Raw genomic sequence first — 15,844 nt, 5'->3', positions numbered from 1 at the left:
CTTCACCCCTACGTGCATGAACCGTTGCCGAGTATTGGCTGTTCGTCTCTCCCGGTGCCCGGAATCAGGTCACACCGTGGCCGTTCTCCGACCGCAATCTGGTCATTCTCATCCACTCAACCATCAACGAAGGCGGTTCTCTTGATCAATCGACCCAGCTCCGAGGCTCTCCGTTTCGCCGCGGACGACGCCATGACCATCACCGACCTCCTCCCGTCGTCGGCCTCACCCGACGTCAGCCTGGTCACCGGCCGCCTCAACGGCCTGCACGCCCCCCGTGTGAACCACCGCAGCGCAAAGGTGTACCTCCTGCTGGGCGGCTCGCTGACGGCCCGCACCCCCGCCAGGGAGGTGTCACTGGAGCCGCGTGATCTGCTGATGGTTCACCCGGGAGAGGAAGTGACCCTTGAGGGCGATGACGCCGATCTGGTCATCGTCTGCAGCCCGGGCTTCGACCCGGCGGACGAGAAGGACACCCCGACTGGCTGACCGCCGACCCCGTCCCCGTCCCCGACACCGGCCGGGGTCGGGGACGGCGGTCTGCCGGCGCCGCCCCCCGGCCGCGGACCGGGAGGCGGGCCTGGACCACGGCTCGTGCCCCGGATCAGCGCTGCGCCTCGGGGAGCGCGCACCCCGCCTCCGCGAGCAGCGAGGCCACATGGGTGACGGTGCGATCGGCGAGGTACGGGCCGATGATCTGGAGGCCCATGGGCAGGCCGTCGGCGGTGCGACCCGCCGGGACGGTGGCCGCCGGCAGGCTCGCGGGTCCGGCGAGGTTGAGCCAGGACGTCTGGTCCCAGTAGCCCCGGCGCTCGCCGTCCACCGTGATGTACCGCTCGGGGACGGGCACATCGGTCTGGTTGGGCACGGCGGCCGTCGGCGCGGCGGGCGTGATGAGCACGTCGACGCCGCCGTCGCCGAAGTAGGCCGCCCACCGCCTCCGCAGGCGCTGGCGTTCCTCGTTCGCCAGCAGCCAGTCCCGGTGGGGCATGGTGCGGGCCCGCAGGTACGCCGCGTTGGGACGCCGGTCGTCGGCGGCCAGGTCCCGCGCGGCCGCCGCCTCTCCGGCGAACGCCTCCGGGGATGCGCCGGCGGACGACCCCGCGAACATCAGGGTCTGGAAGAGGCGGTCGGAGGCCGCCATGTCCACGGGCCGCGCGGTTTCGTCGACATGGGCGCCGATGGAGCGCAGGGACTTGCAGACGTCCTCCAGCAGCGCGCGGGTCTCGGAGTCCACGGGGCAGTACGAGGAGTCGGCCCAGACGCCGATGCGGTACTCGTGCAGCCGTCCGCGACGAGGGGCGGGCAGCTCCAGCCGCCAGGCGGCGCCGTCGTCGGGTGACGGGCCGGCCAGGACGCCCAGGGCGAGGTCGAGGTCGGCCGCGCTGCGCGCGAGAGGACCCAGGGTGAGCATGTCGGAGGACGAGAGCCAGCCGGGCGGGCGGGGGATATGACCGCGGGTCGGCACGATTCCGTGGCTGGTGCGCAGGGTGTAGACGCCGCAGTAGTGGCCTGGCAGCCGCAGCGATCCCGCGAGGTCGCTGCCGATGCCCAGGGGGCTCAGCCGGGCCGCCACGGCGGCCGCGGCCCCGCCCGAGGAGCCGCCGGCGGTGCGCTGCGGGTCGTGTGGGTTGGGCGTGGTGCCGAACAGCGGATTGCCGGTCTGGAGGTCCTGGCACATCGGCGGGGTGTTGGTCTTGCCGAGGATGACGGCGCCGGCCGCACGGAGCCGCGCCACCGCGTCGGCGTCCTGTGCCGGTATATGGCCGGCCAGGTCGGTCGCTCCGCACGTGGTGCGCAGTCCCTCGGTCTCCAGCGAGTCCTTGACGACGACCGGCAGGCCGAGCAGCGGCCCGTCCGCCCTGCCTCCGGCTCGCCGCTCGTCCGCGGCTGCCGCCGCGGCCAGCGCGCCCTCGCGGTCGGGGGTGACGACCGCGTTGTACTCGGGATGGCGGTCGATGCGCTCCAGGTGCGCGGTGGTCAGTTCGCGGCTGGAGACCTCTCCGCGTTCCAGCGCGTGCAGCTGTTCGCCGGCGGAGTGGTGCGTCAGGTCCATGAAGGGGCGGCTTCCTCTTGGGCGGGTTCGGTGTCGAAACGGGCGGCGATGCGCAGCAGCGCTCGGACGTCGTCGTCCGGGGTGCGCACGTCGTCGCGGGTCCCGGCGTCGGCGTACTCGGTCGGGGTCTGCGGGGATTCGTCGCGGCGGTAGGCGGTGAGCGCGGCGCGGAGCTGGTCGGCGGTGACGGCGGAGGCCAGTTCTGCGCCGGTGAGGCCGGCGGCGCGGTGGCGCTGCTCGGCGGCGCGGCGTACGGATTCGTCCAGGTGCTGCTGCAGGGCCCATTGGCCGTCCCGGATCTCCACGGCACGCCGGTACAGCCGCCAGTTGATGTCCCAGACCCGCAGCCGGGCCACGGCGCCGGTGCGGGCGGGCTGGAGCGCGATCGTGGGCATGGCGCGGTGCACGGCCTTCCACAGCGGCGCCAGCCGCCGGTAGTCGCGGTGCGCCCGTATCCAGGCGCGCGCATTCGGTACGGCGTGCACCGCCACGGTCGGGATGAAGAACCCCGCCAGTGTGAGCGTGGTGCCGCCGTCCGCGCAGATCCACGCGAAGCTCTCGGCGTCCGCCGACGGAGGAGTGAGGTCCAGCAGGGAGGCGCCGACTCCGGCGAGGCGTACGGCGCTGTAGCCCAAGGTCAGCAGTGCGCCGATGCCCACGACTCGCAGTCCCCGAGCCACCCACACCTGGTCCGTGCGGCGTGCGGCCGTCCAGCAGCCCACGGCGAGGACGGTCTCGCCGACGGTGTAGGCGACGATATAGAGGGTCAGATACGCCTGATAGACGCCGGTGTGGATGTAGTTGGCGGTGAAACCCTGAGGAGTCGTCCGGCCGGCCGGCGTGAGCTGGAAGAACAGCACCGCCAGGGCTGCGATGACCCCGGCCCCGGCCGCCAGGCACACGCGCGCCCGCTTCCGTGCTCTGTCCGGGGGCAGTGCCCAGTAGGCGAGCACGACCGGTTGGAGGGCCAGCAGCGCGACGACGGAGCCGAACGCTCCGAGGATTCCGGTGGAGGGCCGTCCGGTGATGTCGTCCAGAAGCCGCCAGACCGGTTCCAGGGACACCAGGAAGGAGAGGGCGGAGAAGCCGTAGACGCCGGCGAGCGCGGCCAGCGCGCGGTCCTGGCGCAGATGCCGCGGGGGCCAGCACAGCAGGAGGAATCCGGTGACGGCCAGGGTCAGGCATATGGGGTGGAGGAGTTGCTGCACGGGTTTCCTATGTCCTCCTGCGCAGCAGCGTCTCTGCCGCGCGGTCGTGATCCGCTATCTGTCGGGTACGCCGGTGGACATGGCGCTGCAGGTAGGAGCCGATCAGTTCGGCTTCCCGTTCGTCCCGGTAGGTGTATTCGCTGCGGCCCAGCATCATCCTCACCACCTCCGGGTCGATATTGGGGAACAGTCGCTCGGGGACCGGACTGACCGGTGAAAAGGCTGGATTTTCATGGTGGTTGCGCAGGATGTGCGCTATTTCATGCGCGAGAATATGGTCCTGGTGGGCCCGGCTGGTGTCTTCGTGGATGAATATGTAGTCCATGTCCTCAACGGTCCGTATCCACATGCCGCACACGCCGAATGCGCTGCCGGCGGGTGCGGGCAGGAGGTGGATGGGGCAGCCCGTCCGCTGTTCTATGGCCGGAAGCAGTTCCCGGATGCTGCCCGCCGGGGGCAGGTCGAGGCTCTGGACGAAGCGGCGGCTGTCCCGCCGCATGGTGTCCCGGTGTATCACGGCTTGCGGCCCGCGCTCTTGTCGGCCGAGCCCGGGGGCAGTCCTTCCCCTTCAAGCCTGTTCAGTCGCTCACCGAGGCTGTTCTCCGGCACAACGGCCTCCCGGCTGTGATTGATCCGAGTCTGCAGCATAGGCCGCGTCAGATTATCTGAGATCAAAGGGGGCGATCCAGTCGGCGCGGTGCGGAAGGCCACTTCTGTTTACAGGTCAACGATCTGGTGTTCTGCAACGTCCAGTTCCGCCCAGATCGTTTTTCCGTCGGCATGGTGGCGTGTCCCCCAGCGCCGGGCCAACTGGGCGACCAGCAGCAGGCCGCGGCCGCCTTCGTCGAAGGTGCGGGCCCGCCGCAGATGCGGGGCGGTGCTGCTGCTGTCGGAGACCTCGCAGAGGAGTGAGGCGTCGCGGATCAGACGCAGCTGGATGGGCGGCTGCCCGTAGCGGATCGCGTTGGTGACGAGTTCGCTGACCACCAGTTCTGCGGTGAACGCCAGGTCGTCCAGCCGCCATTGCGCCAGGCTGGCCAGCGTCCGTGCGCGGCTGTCGGCCACCGCGGCGGGGTCGGACGGTACGTCCCAGGTGGCGACCTGGCTGGTGTCGAGGGCCCGGGTGCGGGCGACGAGCAGCGCGACGTCGTCCTGCGGCTTTGCGGGCAGCAGGGTGTGGATCAGATCGTCGCACAGGGCGTCCAGCGAGGCGGCGGGCCGCTCCAGGCGTTGGAGAAGGAGCGTCATGCCGTTGCCGGGGTCGTGCTCGGACCCCGCGACAAGGCCGTCCGTGTACAGCGTGAGGACGCTGCCGGGGGGCAGCTCCCACTCGACCGTTTCGAACGGCAGACCGCCCACCCCGAGCGGGGGGCCGGGGGGAATGTCGACGTACTCCGCGGCGCCGCCCGGTGTGACGACGGCGGGCGGCGGGTGCCCGGCGGCAGCGGCCGAGCAGTGGCGCGAGACCGGGTCGTAGACCACGTACAGGCATGTGGCGATGAGCCCCGTCGAGGGGTCGAGGCCGGGCTCCGCGGTGGGGTCCTCCTCCGCGGCCAGGTGGGTGACCAGGTCGTCGAGATGGACGAGGAGTTCGTCGGCGGGGAGGTCGACGTCGGCCAGGGTGCGCACCGCGATCCGCAGGCGTCCCATGGTGGCGGAGGCGCGCAGACCGTGGCCCACCACGTCGCCGACGACCAGTGCGACCCGGGCGCCGGACAGCGGGATCACATCGAACCAGTCGCCGCCCAGCCCCGCCCTGGTGAGGGCCGGGAAGTAGCGGTAGGCCGCCTCGACGGCGTCCTGGGCGGCCAGGCGGCGGGGGAGCAGGCTGCGTTGCAGGCCCAGGGCGGTTGTGCGTTCGAGGGTGTACAGGCGGGCGTTGTCCACGGCCACGGCGGCCCGGGCGCCGATCTCCTGGGCGAGGAGCAGATCGTCCTGGTCGAAGGAGTCCTGGCGTCGATGGCGGGCGAGGACGGCCACGCCGAGGGTGATGCCCCGGGCGAGCAGCGGGATGACCATGACCGAGTGGATCCCGAAGGACCGCACCACCTCGGACCGCTCCGGATCGGCTCGCTGCCAGCTGGGAAAGTCCTCGTCGAGCGTGCGGTGCAGCGAGGGCCGGCCGGTGGTCAGGCAGCGGACGGGAGGTGTGGACTGCGGATAGTGGTCCACGTCGCCCGGCTGGATTATCGCCTCGGGCACGCCGGGGAGCACCGACTGCTGCCCCGCGCGCCGCAGGGCGACGGCGCCGGCGGCGGCAGGTCTCGGCTCGGCGCCGCGGAACAGGGAGTCCAGCAGGTCGACGGTGACGAAGTCGGCCAGCCGACCCGCCATCGCGTCTGCCATCTCCTGCGCCGTATGGGTCACGTCCAGAGTGCTGCCCACCTGTGTGCTCACGTCGTTCAGCAGGGCGAGCCGCTCCCGGGCCAGGTGCTGCTCGGTGACGTCCAGGGCGGAGAGCTGCAGATGCCGCACCCGGCCCGCCGGAGTCTTGATCGGGGACACGGTCACGGACCAGACCCTCTCCCCGGCCTCCGGCCGGGCTCTGCCCCGCACCAGGAACTGCTCGGGCTCACCTGTCCGGAACACCCGCAGCATGCCGTCCTCGACCGTGCGGCAGGCGTGGGGCGGCAGGATCTCGGTGATGCGCCGACCGTGCATCTGCTCTTCGGTGAAGCCCAGCTCCCGTGCGGCGCCGGAGCTCGCGCGCAGGGCCCGCAACCCGGAGTCGAACACCATGACGGGCAGGTGGCACTGTGCGAACGCCTCATCCGTCGTGATCGGGTCCGGGCGCGGTTCCGGCGGTGGTTCCGGGTGCGGTTCCGGATCCGGGAGCGCGCGGCCGCCGTCGCCGGGTGGGGTGGCATCGTGCATGTCGATCATCGCCTATTCCGGCCCCGTGGACCCTGGCCTTGGGGAAGGCTGCCGCAGAACACCCGGCACAGCCGCGGAACACCGGCCCGCGAAGCGTCCGCCACGCCGTACCGACCCCCTACACCCACTTCTACCGCCCTCAGCCCGCATGCGCGCGCCATGGCCCTCGGCGGCCGTGTCGGCCGTCGTCGGGCAAGCGCCTGTTTCAGCTGCCTGTGTCCGGTGCGGTGAGTGAGGTGAGGGCGGCGTCGAGGCGACGGGTGGCTTCCTGGGCGATCGGGCGGAGGGCGTCGAGCTCGGTGAGGGCCGCCATCGTGTTCGGGTCCGGGGACGGGTGTCCGGCCTTGTGCGAGGTACCCGTGAGGTGTGGCTCGGGTACCCGGGAGTTCCCCGCCCTTGGGAATACCCCCCGGGGTACTCATGCTACCGTCGACAACATACCCCCCGGGGTAATTCTTCACTGGAAGGGAGTACCTCGTGTTCTTCGTCGACACGATCGAGGTGCCGGGGCTCGGCAACCGCAGCTATCTGGCGGGCGGCGAGCGGACGGCCGTGGCGGTCGACCCGCCGCGCGACATCGATCAGGTGATCGCGGCGGCTGCTCGGCGTGGGGCGCGGATAACCCACGTCGTCGAGACGCATGTGCACAACGACTACGTCACCGGCGGGCTGGAGCTCGCCCGGGTCACGGGCGCCGCCTACCTCGTGCCCGCCGGGGCCCGCGTCTCCTTCGCGCGCGTACCGGTGCACGACGGCGACCGTACGGAGATCGACGCCGAAGCCGGCCTGGCCCTGCGCGCCCTGGCGACGCCCGGCCACACCCCGCACCACACGTCGTATGTGCTGGAGAAGAACGGCACGGCGGTCGCGGTGTTCACCGGCGGTTCACTGCTGATCGGCGCCGTCGGCCGCCCGGACCTCGTCGAGCCGCGGCTGACCGAGCGTCTCGCCCGTGCGCAGCACGCTTCCGCGCACCGGCTGGCCGCCGAGCTGCCCGAGGAGACGGCGGTGCTCCCCACGCACGGCTTCGGCAGCTTCTGCTCGTCCTCCCAGGCCGAGGGAAGTGACACGACCATCGGCAAGGAGAAGGCCTCCAACGAGGCCCTCACCCGTGACGTGGACGCCTTCGTGGCCGATCTGCTCGCCGGTCTGGACGACATCCCCGCGTACTACACGCACATCGGCCCGGCCAACGCCGCCGGCCCCGCCCCCGTCGACCTGACGCCCCCGGCCGTGGCCGACCCCGAGGAGATCGCCGCCCGGCTGGCGGCGGGGGAGTGGGTGGTGGATCTGCGCAACCGCGTCGCCTTCGCGGAAGGGCACCTCTCCGGTTCGTTCAACTTCGAGGCCGAGGGGCAGCTCGCCACCTATCTGGCCTGGCTGATCCCGTGGGGCAAACCGGTCACGCTGCTCGCCGAGTCCCCCGAGCAGCTCGCCGCCGCCCAGCGCGAGCTGGTCCGCGTGGGCATCGACCGTCCGGCCGCCGCGGCTGTCGGCGCCCCGGCCGACTGGGTGCGGGAGGGCGAGACGCCGGCCTCCTTCCCGCGGGGGACCTTCGCGGACCTCGCCCGTCGGCGCACGGCGGGGGGCGTCGTCGTCCTCGACATCCGCCGTGCCTCGGAGCGAGCCGGCGGCCATGTCGACGGCTCGGTGCACATCCCGATCCACGCGCTGCACCGCCGCCTCGACGAGGTCCCCGCCGGTGAGGTGTGGGTGCACTGCGCGAGCGGCATGCGCGCCGCCGTCGCCGCCTCCCTGCTGGACGCCGCAGGCCGCGACGTCGTCGCCGTGGACGACTCCTTCGACGCGGCGGAGAAGGCGGGACTCACCGTCCCTTCCGTACGCGTGCGCACCGAGACGGGAACAGGAGCCCGAGAAGCGAAATGAGCGTTTTCCGGCGAGGCCGGGGCAGCCCCGGCCGTGTGACCGTGCAGGAGGCGGCCGGGCGCACCGGCCATGGTCACGGCGGCGCGAGCGGCGGTGTGCGGGGCGTCGCCGCCGTGCTGCTCGACGTCCGCGAACCGTATGAATGGCAGGCTGGACACGCCCCCCACGCCGTACACCTGCCGCTGTCCGCGCTGGTCGCCGGGGCAGCGCTGCCCGGTCACGCCCAGTCACGGCCGCTGGTCGTGATCTGCCGTTCGGGCAACCGCTCCCGGCAGGCGGCCGCGCTGCTCGCCTCCAGAGGCGCTGAGGCCGTGGATGTGATCGGCGGCATGAAGGACTGGGCCGGAGCGGGACTGCCGGTGGTGGACTCCCACGGCCGGAACGGCTCCGTCGCGTGAACGCGGTGATACTCGCCCTGGCCGCCGGGGCCGTGATCGGCCTGGCGCTCGGGGCGCTCGGGGGCGGCGGCAGCGTCCTGGCCGTCCCCGCCCTGATCTACCTGCTCGGCTTCACACCGGTCGCGGCCACCACCGCGAGCCTGGTCATCGTCGCGGTCACCTCGGCTGCCGCGCTGTCCGCGCACGCCCGCGACGGCCATGTGCGCTGGCGTACGGGGCTGCTGTTCGCGGCGGCCGGGGTCGGTCTGGCGATGCTGGGCGGCGCGGTCGCCGGGAGGCTGCCGGAGGCGGCCCTGACGGCGGCCTTCGGCGTGGTGGCGGCAGCCGCCGCACTGCGCATGCTGCGACTGCGCCCCACCCCGGACGCCGCAGCCTCTGATGCCGCGGCCGCGGCTGCCAACGCCCCGGACGTTACGGCGGCGGAGACCGCTGCCTCGGCGGCCACCACCTCGGACACTGCCGTCCCGGACACCTCGGATGTCGCCGTCCCGGACACCTCGGACACTGCCGTCCCGGACACCTCGGATGTCGCCGCCCCGATACGGCCGGGCAAGGCCGCGGCCGCGGGGGCGGGGCTCGGTGCGGTCACCGGCGTCCTGGGCGTCGGCGGCGGCTTTCTGGCCGTACCGGCGCTGGCAGGCGTACTCGGCATGCGGATGCGCAGCGCCGTGGCCACCAGCCTGCTGGTCATCACGGTCAACTCCGTGGCCGCGCTGGCGACGCGCGCCGGCACGGTCGAGGGGCTGGACTGGGCGGTCGTCGGGCCCTTCGCCGGCGCCGCGATCCTCGCGGCATGGGACGGGAAACGGCTGGCCGCGAAGGTCTCCGGGCACACGCTTCAGCGGATCTTCGCCGTGGTGCTGCTGGTCGTGGCCGCCTTCATGCTGATCGACGCGGCGACAGGAAGCGGTCACGGCGCATGATCACGCCAGGGACAGAAACAGCTTCTCCAGCCGGGCGCGCATCGCTTCCGTGTCCTCGCCGTTCCCGCGCCCGGAGTCGATGTCCGCCACGCACTGCTGCAACCCGGTGGCGATGATCGCGAAACCGGCACGGTCGAGCGCACGGGAGGCGGCGGCGAGCTGCGTCACGACGTCCTCGCAGTCGCGGCCTTCCTCGATCATCCGGATCACCCCGGAGATCTGGCCCTGTGCGCGGCGCAGCCGGTTGAGCACGGCCTTCAGATCCGCACCCGCAAGCTCCAGTTCCACGATCACTCCTCTATGAATACCCCTAGGGGTACTGTACGTCCCGGTTCGGGACGACGTCGACCATTAAGGATCACACCCCCATGACCGACTCCCCCCACCCCGTCGCCCTCGACGCCGACCAGGCCCGCACCCGCCTGCACGAACTGACGGTCATCGACGTGCGCACACCCGCCGAGTACGCCTCCGGCCACCTGCCCGGCGCCCTCAACCTCCCCCTGGACCGCATCCGCCGCGCGCTGCCCGAAATCCGCCAGGCCGCCGACCGCGGAGACATCCTCGTCGTGTGCGCCTCCGGCGCCCGCTCCGAGAGCGCCGCCAGACTCCTGGCCGAGGAGGGAATCCCCACGGCCACGCTGTCCGGCGGCACCGGCGCCTGGGCCGCCCGGGGCCACGACCTGCACCGCCCCGCCGCCTGCGACACCCGCCCCGGCTGGAGCATGGAACGCCAGGTCCGCTTCACGGCCGGCGCGGCGGTGCTTCTCGGGCTCCTGCTGGGCCTGCTTGCGCATCCGGCGTTTCTGCTTCTCTCCGCAGGCCTGGCGGGAGGTCTCGTCTTCTCCGCGGTCACCGGCGCCTGCGGCATGGCGGCGGCCCTCGGCAAGCTGCCCCACAACCGCCCCCGCACGGCCGACCTCGACGCCACGCTCGCCGCCCTGCGCAGCCGCTGAACTCTCCGAAGCCGGCGGGCTGCACTCGACCTCGACGCCGTCAGAGGGCCTCGCCGGCGGCCTCGAGTTCCGAGAACCTCCCCCGTCCAGGACTCGACGGTCCGGGCGGCGTTGCATCTCGGCCTTCTTGCCATCAGCCGAAGGTGGCCGATGTCGCCTGGCGCATTGCGTTCTGTTTCACCGGCAGACGTCCGCCCCAGGCGTTCTGTCCGGTGTGCGCTCTACGCGTATGCCGCCGCGGTGCCGACCCTCGTCGCCGGCGCCCCCGGAGAGGTGGCCGGACGCCGGGTAGCCGCGCCGTACGGCTCACCCGCGAGCCCCGCGGTCGTTATGCTGAGGTTCGTCACGAACGGTGCCGGGGGCGGGGGTTGAACGAGCTGTGGACGGCCTGACCGAGGCGGACCTCAAGGCGTTGGCCGGCGCCCGTTCCTTCGAGCGCGGGCTCGGATATCTCGACGCGGTGTCCGGGATCGAGGTCGGTGACGCCTGGGTCGCCGCGACCGTCCACGGCACGGAGCGGTACGAGGTGGAGCTCACCCTGGACGGGCCCGGGCCCGGGGGCGTGGCCGGCGAGTGCGACTGCCCGTACGGGATGGAGGGCAACTTCTGCAAGCACCTGGTCGCGCTCGGTCTGACCCTGCTCGCCCAGCGGGAGAGCCTGCCGCGGCAGCGGAAGGCGGCCCGCGGCCGGGCGCAGGACCTCGACGCCTGGCTGTCCGGCCTGCCGAGGGAAGGACTCCTCACCCTCGTACAGGAGCAGATCGCCGAGGACCGGCAGCTGCGGCGTCGGCTGGAGCTGCGGGCCGCGAGCGCCCGAGGGGACCTGGCCGGGGTCCGGGCCCGCGTCCGCGAGCTGCTGGACGTCTCACCGTTCGCGCAGTACGGGTACGTCGAGTACGCCGACGCCCGCGCCTATGCCGACCAGGCCGGGCAGGCGCTGTCCGCGATCCGCGGGCTCACCGGCTCGGGCCGGGCCGAAGACGCGATCACGTTGTCGCGGGAGGCGATGAGGCTGCTGGCCGAAGCGGCAGAGAGCGTCGACGACTCCGACGGACGGCTCGGACAGGTGGGCGACGGCCTCGCCGACGCCCACCTCGACGCCTGCCGTGCGGCGCGCCCCGCCCCCCGGGAGCTGGCACGCTGGCTGATCGGTCAGGCGCTCGACGACGCAGCCCACCTCACCGACGTCGACCCGCTCGACTACGAGGACATCCTCGGTGAAGAGGGAATGACCGACCTGCGGAAGCTGGCGGTCGGGGCATGGCGGGGCAACCGCCGCGGCTGGGCCGAGAAGTACCTGATGGAGCGTCTGGCCAAGGCGGGCGGAGACGTCGACACGGTGATCGCCGTGCATGCGGCCGACCTCGCAGCGGACGGTCACACCCACCTGGTCATCGCCCGCGAGCTGGACGCCGCCCGGCGCGCCGACGACGCCCTGCGCTGGGCGGAACGCGGCATCCGGGACACCCGGGAACTCTCCGCCGTCGACACGGCCCTCGTCGACTATCTCTGCGACCGCTACGCTCAGGCCGGCCGGCCCACTGACGCCGTCGCCCTGCGCCGCGACCACTTCCGTGCCCGCCGCTCCCTGCTCGCGTACCAGCAGCTCCGCGCCGCCGCCCGGGCCGCGGACTGCTGGCCGGCCGAGCGCGAGGGCGCACTCACCCTGTTGCGCGCCGACGCAGGGCGGCAACAGGGCCGGTACGGCGGCCCCGTCCTGGTCGACGCCCTGCTCGACGACGAGGACACCGACGCCGCCTGGCAGGCCGCTGCCGACTCCGGCGCCCACGACGCCCAGTGGCGCACCCTCGCCGACCGGACCCGGGCCACCCGCCCCGCCGACGCCCTCGCCGTCTACCTGCGCCTGGCCGAGCCGCTGACCCGGCAGACCGGCAACACCGTCTACGAGCGGCTGGTCAGCCTGCTGCTGAGCATCCGGGACTGCCACGACCGCCTGGGCACACCCGAGGAGTTCACCGCCTACACCGCCGCCCTGCGCACCGCCCAACGACGTAAGCGGAACCTGATGCGGCTGATGGACGACCACGGTCTGTAAGCCGGCCGGCGCCCCAGCGGACCCACGCATCCCATCGGGTCTCGCACCGCCCGCGCGACTGCACACCGCCCGGCTCATGCTGGTCAGGCGGGAGAAGGCCTCGGCTCGGTGCGCGCGCTCCGGGCGCACGGCGCACTCGGTGCCGTCCCAGCCCTGGACGCCGACCGCACGCTAGTCGACGGACTCGTCGTCCTCGGGCTCGTTGACGGGCGGCAGCACGTCGACGACGTACGAGCCCTTGTGGGGCAGCGTCTCGATCAGACCTCGTTCGCGGAGGTCTCGCAGTGCCCGCCGGATTGTCCGGTCGGCAACGCCGTGAGTCTGGGCGAGCCGCGTGATGCTGGACAGCGCCCCGCCCGGTGGAATGCGTCCGGACCGGATCTCTTCCTCGATGGTGCGTGCGATCCTCTGCCACTCGTACTCGGCCATGTCTGTAGCTTCGCGCGGTGTGCCAGGACCTACATCGCTAGCCCATGGTGCACCAATGGCCACCATGGCGTACCGTGGTACATCACAGAGGAGCCCCCGCAGCCGTTGCAGCGGCCCGGGGGCGTGGCCACCAACCCCATGGAGGTTGATGACAGTGGGCATTATCCATGTCTGCCTGCGCTTGCTGCTGGGCGTACTTGCGCCCGGAACCGGGCGGCGTCGGGCCGGAGCCCGTCCCTTGACCCCGGATTCCGCCAGGCGAACGGAAACGGCCCGATCGACCAGCGAGCCTTCCCGGACAGGGGCGGGTGAGCGGATCGGTCCCATTTGGGGCCGGACTCCGCGACCCAGGCCCCCGCACGGGCTCGCGGAGATGCTCAGGGGAGAGGACACGGCCCTCATCCGCCCGTACCTGGTCGAGTACGAGAAGAAGGAGCAGCGATCCCGCCAGCGGCGGCGGCGCCTCACCCTCGTACTGGCGGCGGACTTCGGCGTCGACCTGGACACCCGGGACGTGCACGCCACGGGGGTGGCCTGGTGAGCGAGCCGACCTTCAACGCGCCGACGCGCAAGCCCGTCCGTCTCTGCGTGCGCTGCAACGTCGTCACGGACGCGCCCGTGGTCGTCTCCGAGGTGCACCAGAGCTCCGGCCCCGGGTTCAACGTCTATGCGTGCCCGAAGTGCGCGCCGCTTTTCCCGGCGCTGCCGGACGCGTTCGACCTGCTCAACGGCTGGCGCGGCCGGAACGAGGACGGTGCGGAGTGACCGCCCGGCGCACGGTGGCCGTGGACGCCCCGCCGGCGATCCCCGCAGCCGAGGTGGTGGATGCGCGGTGAGCCCGAACCTTCAGCGCGTCGAATCGACGATTTCCTGTGTGCCGATGACGGTGAGCAGGTCGAGCAGGTCGGCGCTGTCCGTGCCGACCGCAGGTGTGAACCAGAGCAGTCGTTGCCGGCCGTCCTCGCTGAACAGGTTGAGACAGTTGACCTGGATCAGACCGAGCGTGGGGTGGTTGAGGCGTTTGCGGTCGTCTCGCCGGAACGCCACGTCATGGCGGGCCCACAGCGCGGCGAACTCGGGCGAGAGGTCGAGCAGTGCACTGATCATCGAGCCGGCTTCGACGTCCTTCGCGTCCCGCCTGGCGGCGGCTGCCCGCAGATCGGCGACGAAGGCGCGGGACTGGACCTCGTGGTCGGCTTCCGGGTAGAGCTGCCGGGCTTGGGGATCGGTGAACCACCGGTAGACGAAGCTGGCCCGGGCGCCCCGGAAACCGGACTGGTCTCCGAGCAGGGCCACCGCGAGCGGATTCTGCACAAGGGTGACGTGCAGGTCGGTGATGACCTGCGCAGGTGTCGACGTCAGACGTTGGAGCAGATCGAGCATGCCGGGGTGTACGTGCGAGGCGGCTCCGCCGTGCACGGGCACCGGACGACCGGCCAGATGGTAGAGGTGGTCGCGTTCGTCAGCGGTCAGGCGCAGCGCCCTGGCCAGGGCGGCGATCATCTGCTCGGACGGCTGAGACCCGGCTCCGCGCTCGAGTTCGGTGTAGTAGTCCACCGATGCCCCGGCGAGCTGGGCGACCTCGTCACGCCGCAGCCCGGGCACCCGGCGACGGGGCCCGGCGGGGAGTCCCACCTCGGCCGGGCGGATGCGTTCCCGCCGCGAACGCAGGAAGGACCCCAGTTCGGTGTATTTCGCAGAACCCATGTTTGCCATTCTGCGCTCGGCCGGGGGTGCGGACACAGGGGATGACATCCCCTGGTTCCGCTGGTCAGCGCTGTTCACCATGGAGGCATGAACGCAACCCCTTCCACTGGACCCTCGTCTTCCACCGAAGCCGCGTCGGCCACGCGGGTCGCCATCGTCACCGGCGGATCACGCGGCATCGGCGGGGCGGTCTCCCGGAAACTCGCCCAGGACGGCCTGGCCGTCGTGGTGAACTACGCCCATGACGCGGCGGTCGCCGAGGGGACGGTGGCGGCCATCACCGCTGACGGCGGGCGGGCGATCGCGGTTCAGGGCGACGTGGCGGACGAGAACGCGGTCGCCGCACTGTTCGACCAGGCGGAAAAGGAGTTCGGCGGTGTGGACGCCGTCGTCAACTCCGCAGGAAGGCTCGCTCTGTCGCCCATAGCCGATCTCGACCTGACGGTGCTCGACGCCGTGTACCGCACCAACATCCGGGGCACCTTCGTCGTCGCCCGGCAGGCAGCGCGGCGACTGCGGGCGGGCGGCTCCTTCGTGGGGTTCTCGACCTCCGTGGTCGGTACGCAGTTCCCTGCTTACGGTGCGTATGCCGCGAGCAAGGGCGCCGTGGAGGCGATGACGCTGATCCTCGCCCGCGAGCTGCGTGGACGGGACATCACCGTGAACACCGTCGCTCCCGGGCCCACGGCCACGGATCTGTTCCTCGAAGGCAAGACGGACGAGGAGATCGACCGGCTCGCCAAGATCCCGCCACTGGAGAGGCTGGGCACCCCGGAGGACATCGCCCATGTGGTTGCCTTCCTCACCAGTCCGCAAGGGCACTGGGTGAACGGCCAGATCCTGCGCGCCAACGGCGGCATGGTGTGACACCACGGCCGAACCGGCGGCACCCGATTCCACGGAAGAAGCCAATTCAAGGAGAAGCATCCATGCCTTTCGCTTATTTCAAGGTCCCTGCCGGCACTGTCACCGCCGAGGACAAGAAGAAGATCGTCGAGCGGACCACCGACCTGTACGCGGAGATCTACGGTGAGCGGGCCCGCCCCACCACCGTCGTACTCGTCGATGAAGTCGCCGACGGCGGCTGGGGCGTCGCCGGCAACGTCCTGACCGCCGCCATGCTCAACGGCGACGCCTGACTCCGATCACCGGAATGGGGCCCGGCATCCCAGTGCCGGGCCCCATGCTGGTTGGGCACGGTGCCGGACGGCCGACACGACACAGCGGCCCCGGGGCAGTCACCCATCTTTACCCGCCGGATGCTGAAAACCTTCCACAAAGCATCTTGACTCGGTGCATAACAGGTTTAGTCTGGTTGATAGGCCATAACACCGAAAGAGTCGCAAAGTC

Annotated in this window: 17 protein-coding genes and 1 pseudogene; 10 read left to right on the top strand and 8 right to left on the bottom strand. The window is 71.8% G+C overall.

Going from position 1 to position 15,844, the window contains the following annotated elements; translation table 11 throughout:
• The first annotated feature begins 141 nt into the window (after window positions 1-141).
• Entirely contained in the window at window positions 142-489 is a 348-nt protein-coding gene (locus QCN29_RS01210; protein WP_279925546.1) for a hypothetical protein, read from the top strand.
• 115 nt (window positions 490-604) lie between these two features.
• Here QCN29_RS01210 and QCN29_RS01205 read toward each other — a convergent pair whose 3' ends face one another.
• The 5 genes and pseudogenes from QCN29_RS01205 to QCN29_RS01185 form a co-directional block, all read right to left on the bottom strand.
• The gene (locus tag QCN29_RS01205; protein ID WP_279925545.1) at window positions 605-2,056 is read right to left on the bottom strand and encodes an amidase; all 1,452 of its coding nucleotides are present in this window, start codon (window positions 2,054-2,056) and stop codon (window positions 605-607) included.
• Window positions 2,047-3,264, bottom strand: coding sequence for an MAB_1171c family putative transporter (locus QCN29_RS01200; RefSeq protein WP_279925543.1), 1,218 nt, complete (start codon window positions 3,262-3,264; stop codon window positions 2,047-2,049). The genes QCN29_RS01205 and QCN29_RS01200 overlap by 10 nt, the downstream gene beginning before the upstream one ends.
• A 7-nt stretch (window positions 3,265-3,271) precedes the next feature.
• The gene (locus QCN29_RS01195; protein ID WP_279925541.1) at window positions 3,272-3,763 is read right to left on the bottom strand and encodes an ImmA/IrrE family metallo-endopeptidase; all 492 of its coding nucleotides are present in this window, start codon (window positions 3,761-3,763) and stop codon (window positions 3,272-3,274) included.
• A gap of 218 nt (window positions 3,764-3,981) precedes the next feature.
• Window positions 3,982-6,147, bottom strand: a complete 2,166-nt coding sequence (locus QCN29_RS01190; protein ID WP_279925539.1) for a SpoIIE family protein phosphatase — start codon at window positions 6,145-6,147, stop codon at window positions 3,982-3,984.
• Window positions 6,148-6,343: 196 nt separating this feature from the next.
• Window positions 6,344-6,463 (bottom strand): annotated as a pseudogene (locus QCN29_RS01185) (DUF302 domain-containing protein); the annotation flags it as partial.
• 152 nt (window positions 6,464-6,615) lie between these two features.
• Between QCN29_RS01185 and QCN29_RS01180 the strand changes: the two are divergent.
• Genes QCN29_RS01180 through QCN29_RS01170 form a run of 3 tightly spaced genes read left to right on the top strand, consistent with a single transcriptional unit; the run spans window position 6,616 to window position 9,346 of the window.
• Window positions 6,616-8,025: an MBL fold metallo-hydrolase gene (locus tag QCN29_RS01180; RefSeq protein ID WP_279925538.1), complete on the top strand. Its 1,410-nt coding sequence runs from the start codon at window positions 6,616-6,618 to the stop codon at window positions 8,023-8,025.
• Complete coding sequence (locus QCN29_RS01175) at window positions 8,022-8,423, top strand: rhodanese-like domain-containing protein (RefSeq protein ID WP_279925537.1); 402 nt, start codon at window positions 8,022-8,024, stop codon at window positions 8,421-8,423. The genes QCN29_RS01180 and QCN29_RS01175 overlap by 4 nt, the downstream gene beginning before the upstream one ends.
• Window positions 8,420-9,346: a sulfite exporter TauE/SafE family protein gene (locus tag QCN29_RS01170; protein ID WP_279925536.1), complete on the top strand. Its 927-nt coding sequence runs from the start codon at window positions 8,420-8,422 to the stop codon at window positions 9,344-9,346. The genes QCN29_RS01175 and QCN29_RS01170 overlap by 4 nt, the downstream gene beginning before the upstream one ends.
• Here QCN29_RS01170 and QCN29_RS01165 read toward each other — a convergent pair whose 3' ends face one another.
• Complete coding sequence (locus tag QCN29_RS01165; protein ID WP_279925535.1) at window positions 9,347-9,634, bottom strand: metal-sensitive transcriptional regulator; 288 nt, start codon at window positions 9,632-9,634, stop codon at window positions 9,347-9,349.
• Between the two features lie 80 nt (window positions 9,635-9,714).
• On the opposite strand from QCN29_RS01165, the gene QCN29_RS01160 reads away from it, so the two are divergent.
• Both QCN29_RS01160 and QCN29_RS01155 read left to right on the top strand, forming a co-directional pair.
• A complete protein-coding gene (locus QCN29_RS01160; RefSeq protein ID WP_279925534.1) occupies window positions 9,715-10,302 on the top strand; it encodes a rhodanese-like domain-containing protein in 588 nt (195 codons plus the stop codon).
• 379 nt (window positions 10,303-10,681) lie between these two features.
• On the top strand, window positions 10,682-12,358 hold the full coding sequence (locus QCN29_RS01155; RefSeq protein WP_279925533.1) for an SWIM zinc finger family protein: 1,677 nt from the start codon (window positions 10,682-10,684) through the stop codon (window positions 12,356-12,358).
• Between the two features lie 171 nt (window positions 12,359-12,529).
• On the opposite strand, the gene QCN29_RS01150 is transcribed toward QCN29_RS01155, so the two are convergent.
• Window positions 12,530-12,787, bottom strand: a complete 258-nt coding sequence (locus QCN29_RS01150; protein ID WP_279925532.1) for a winged helix-turn-helix domain-containing protein — start codon at window positions 12,785-12,787, stop codon at window positions 12,530-12,532.
• A 373-nt stretch (window positions 12,788-13,160) separates the two neighbouring features.
• Here QCN29_RS01150 and QCN29_RS01145 point away from each other — a divergent pair, with 373 nt between their 5' ends.
• Window positions 13,161-13,328 (top strand): hypothetical protein, encoded by a 168-nt coding sequence (locus tag QCN29_RS01145; protein WP_279925531.1) that lies wholly within the window; start codon window positions 13,161-13,163, stop codon window positions 13,326-13,328.
• Window positions 13,325-13,552, top strand: a complete 228-nt coding sequence (locus tag QCN29_RS01140) for a hypothetical protein (RefSeq protein ID WP_279925530.1) — start codon at window positions 13,325-13,327, stop codon at window positions 13,550-13,552. The genes QCN29_RS01145 and QCN29_RS01140 overlap by 4 nt, the downstream gene beginning before the upstream one ends.
• Window positions 13,553-13,633: 81 nt before the next feature.
• Here the strand turns inward: QCN29_RS01140 and QCN29_RS01135 are convergent, their stop codons facing one another.
• Window positions 13,634-14,503 carry a helix-turn-helix transcriptional regulator gene (locus tag QCN29_RS01135; RefSeq protein ID WP_279925658.1) on the bottom strand — a complete coding sequence of 290 codons (870 nt, stop codon included), beginning with the start codon at window positions 14,501-14,503 and terminating at the stop codon, window positions 13,634-13,636.
• Window positions 14,504-14,581: 78 nt separating this feature from the next.
• On the opposite strand from QCN29_RS01135, the gene QCN29_RS01130 reads away from it, so the two are divergent.
• Entirely contained in the window at window positions 14,582-15,361 is a 780-nt protein-coding gene (locus QCN29_RS01130) for an SDR family oxidoreductase (protein ID WP_279925529.1), read from the top strand.
• A 62-nt stretch (window positions 15,362-15,423) separates the two neighbouring features.
• Entirely contained in the window at window positions 15,424-15,633 is a 210-nt protein-coding gene (locus QCN29_RS01125) for a 4-oxalocrotonate tautomerase family protein (protein ID WP_279925528.1), read from the top strand.
• Window positions 15,634-15,844: the final 211 nt, after the last annotated feature.

The organism is Streptomyces chengmaiensis, assembly GCF_029846775.1.
GTDB classification, from domain to species: Bacteria; Actinomycetota; Actinomycetes; order Streptomycetales; family Streptomycetaceae; genus Streptomyces; species Streptomyces chengmaiensis.
This window is presented reverse-complemented; position numbering and strand designations above follow the sequence as displayed.

Excerpts from the sequence above, each read along its gene's own strand:
- QCN29_RS01205 (WP_279925545.1), bottom strand. The coding sequence starts at position 2,056 with ATGGACCTGACGCACCACTCCGCCGGCGAACAGCTGCACGCGCTGGAA.
- QCN29_RS01195 (WP_279925541.1), bottom strand. The coding sequence starts at position 3,763 with ATGCGGCGGGACAGCCGCCGCTTCGTCCAGAGCCTCGACCTGCCCCCG.
- QCN29_RS01190 (WP_279925539.1), bottom strand. The coding sequence starts at position 6,147 with ATGATCGACATGCACGATGCCACCCCACCCGGCGACGGCGGCCGCGCG.
- QCN29_RS01175 (WP_279925537.1), top strand. The coding sequence starts at position 8,022 with ATGAGCGTTTTCCGGCGAGGCCGGGGCAGCCCCGGCCGTGTGACCGTG.
- QCN29_RS01160 (WP_279925534.1), top strand. The coding sequence starts at position 9,715 with ATGACCGACTCCCCCCACCCCGTCGCCCTCGACGCCGACCAGGCCCGC.
- QCN29_RS01150 (WP_279925532.1), bottom strand. The coding sequence starts at position 12,787 with ATGGCCGAGTACGAGTGGCAGAGGATCGCACGCACCATCGAGGAAGAG.
- QCN29_RS01145 (WP_279925531.1), top strand. The coding sequence starts at position 13,161 with ATGCTCAGGGGAGAGGACACGGCCCTCATCCGCCCGTACCTGGTCGAG.
- QCN29_RS01135 (WP_279925658.1), bottom strand. The coding sequence starts at position 14,503 with ATGGCAAACATGGGTTCTGCGAAATACACCGAACTGGGGTCCTTCCTG.
- QCN29_RS01130 (WP_279925529.1), top strand. The coding sequence starts at position 14,582 with ATGAACGCAACCCCTTCCACTGGACCCTCGTCTTCCACCGAAGCCGCG.
- QCN29_RS01125 (WP_279925528.1), top strand. The coding sequence starts at position 15,424 with ATGCCTTTCGCTTATTTCAAGGTCCCTGCCGGCACTGTCACCGCCGAG.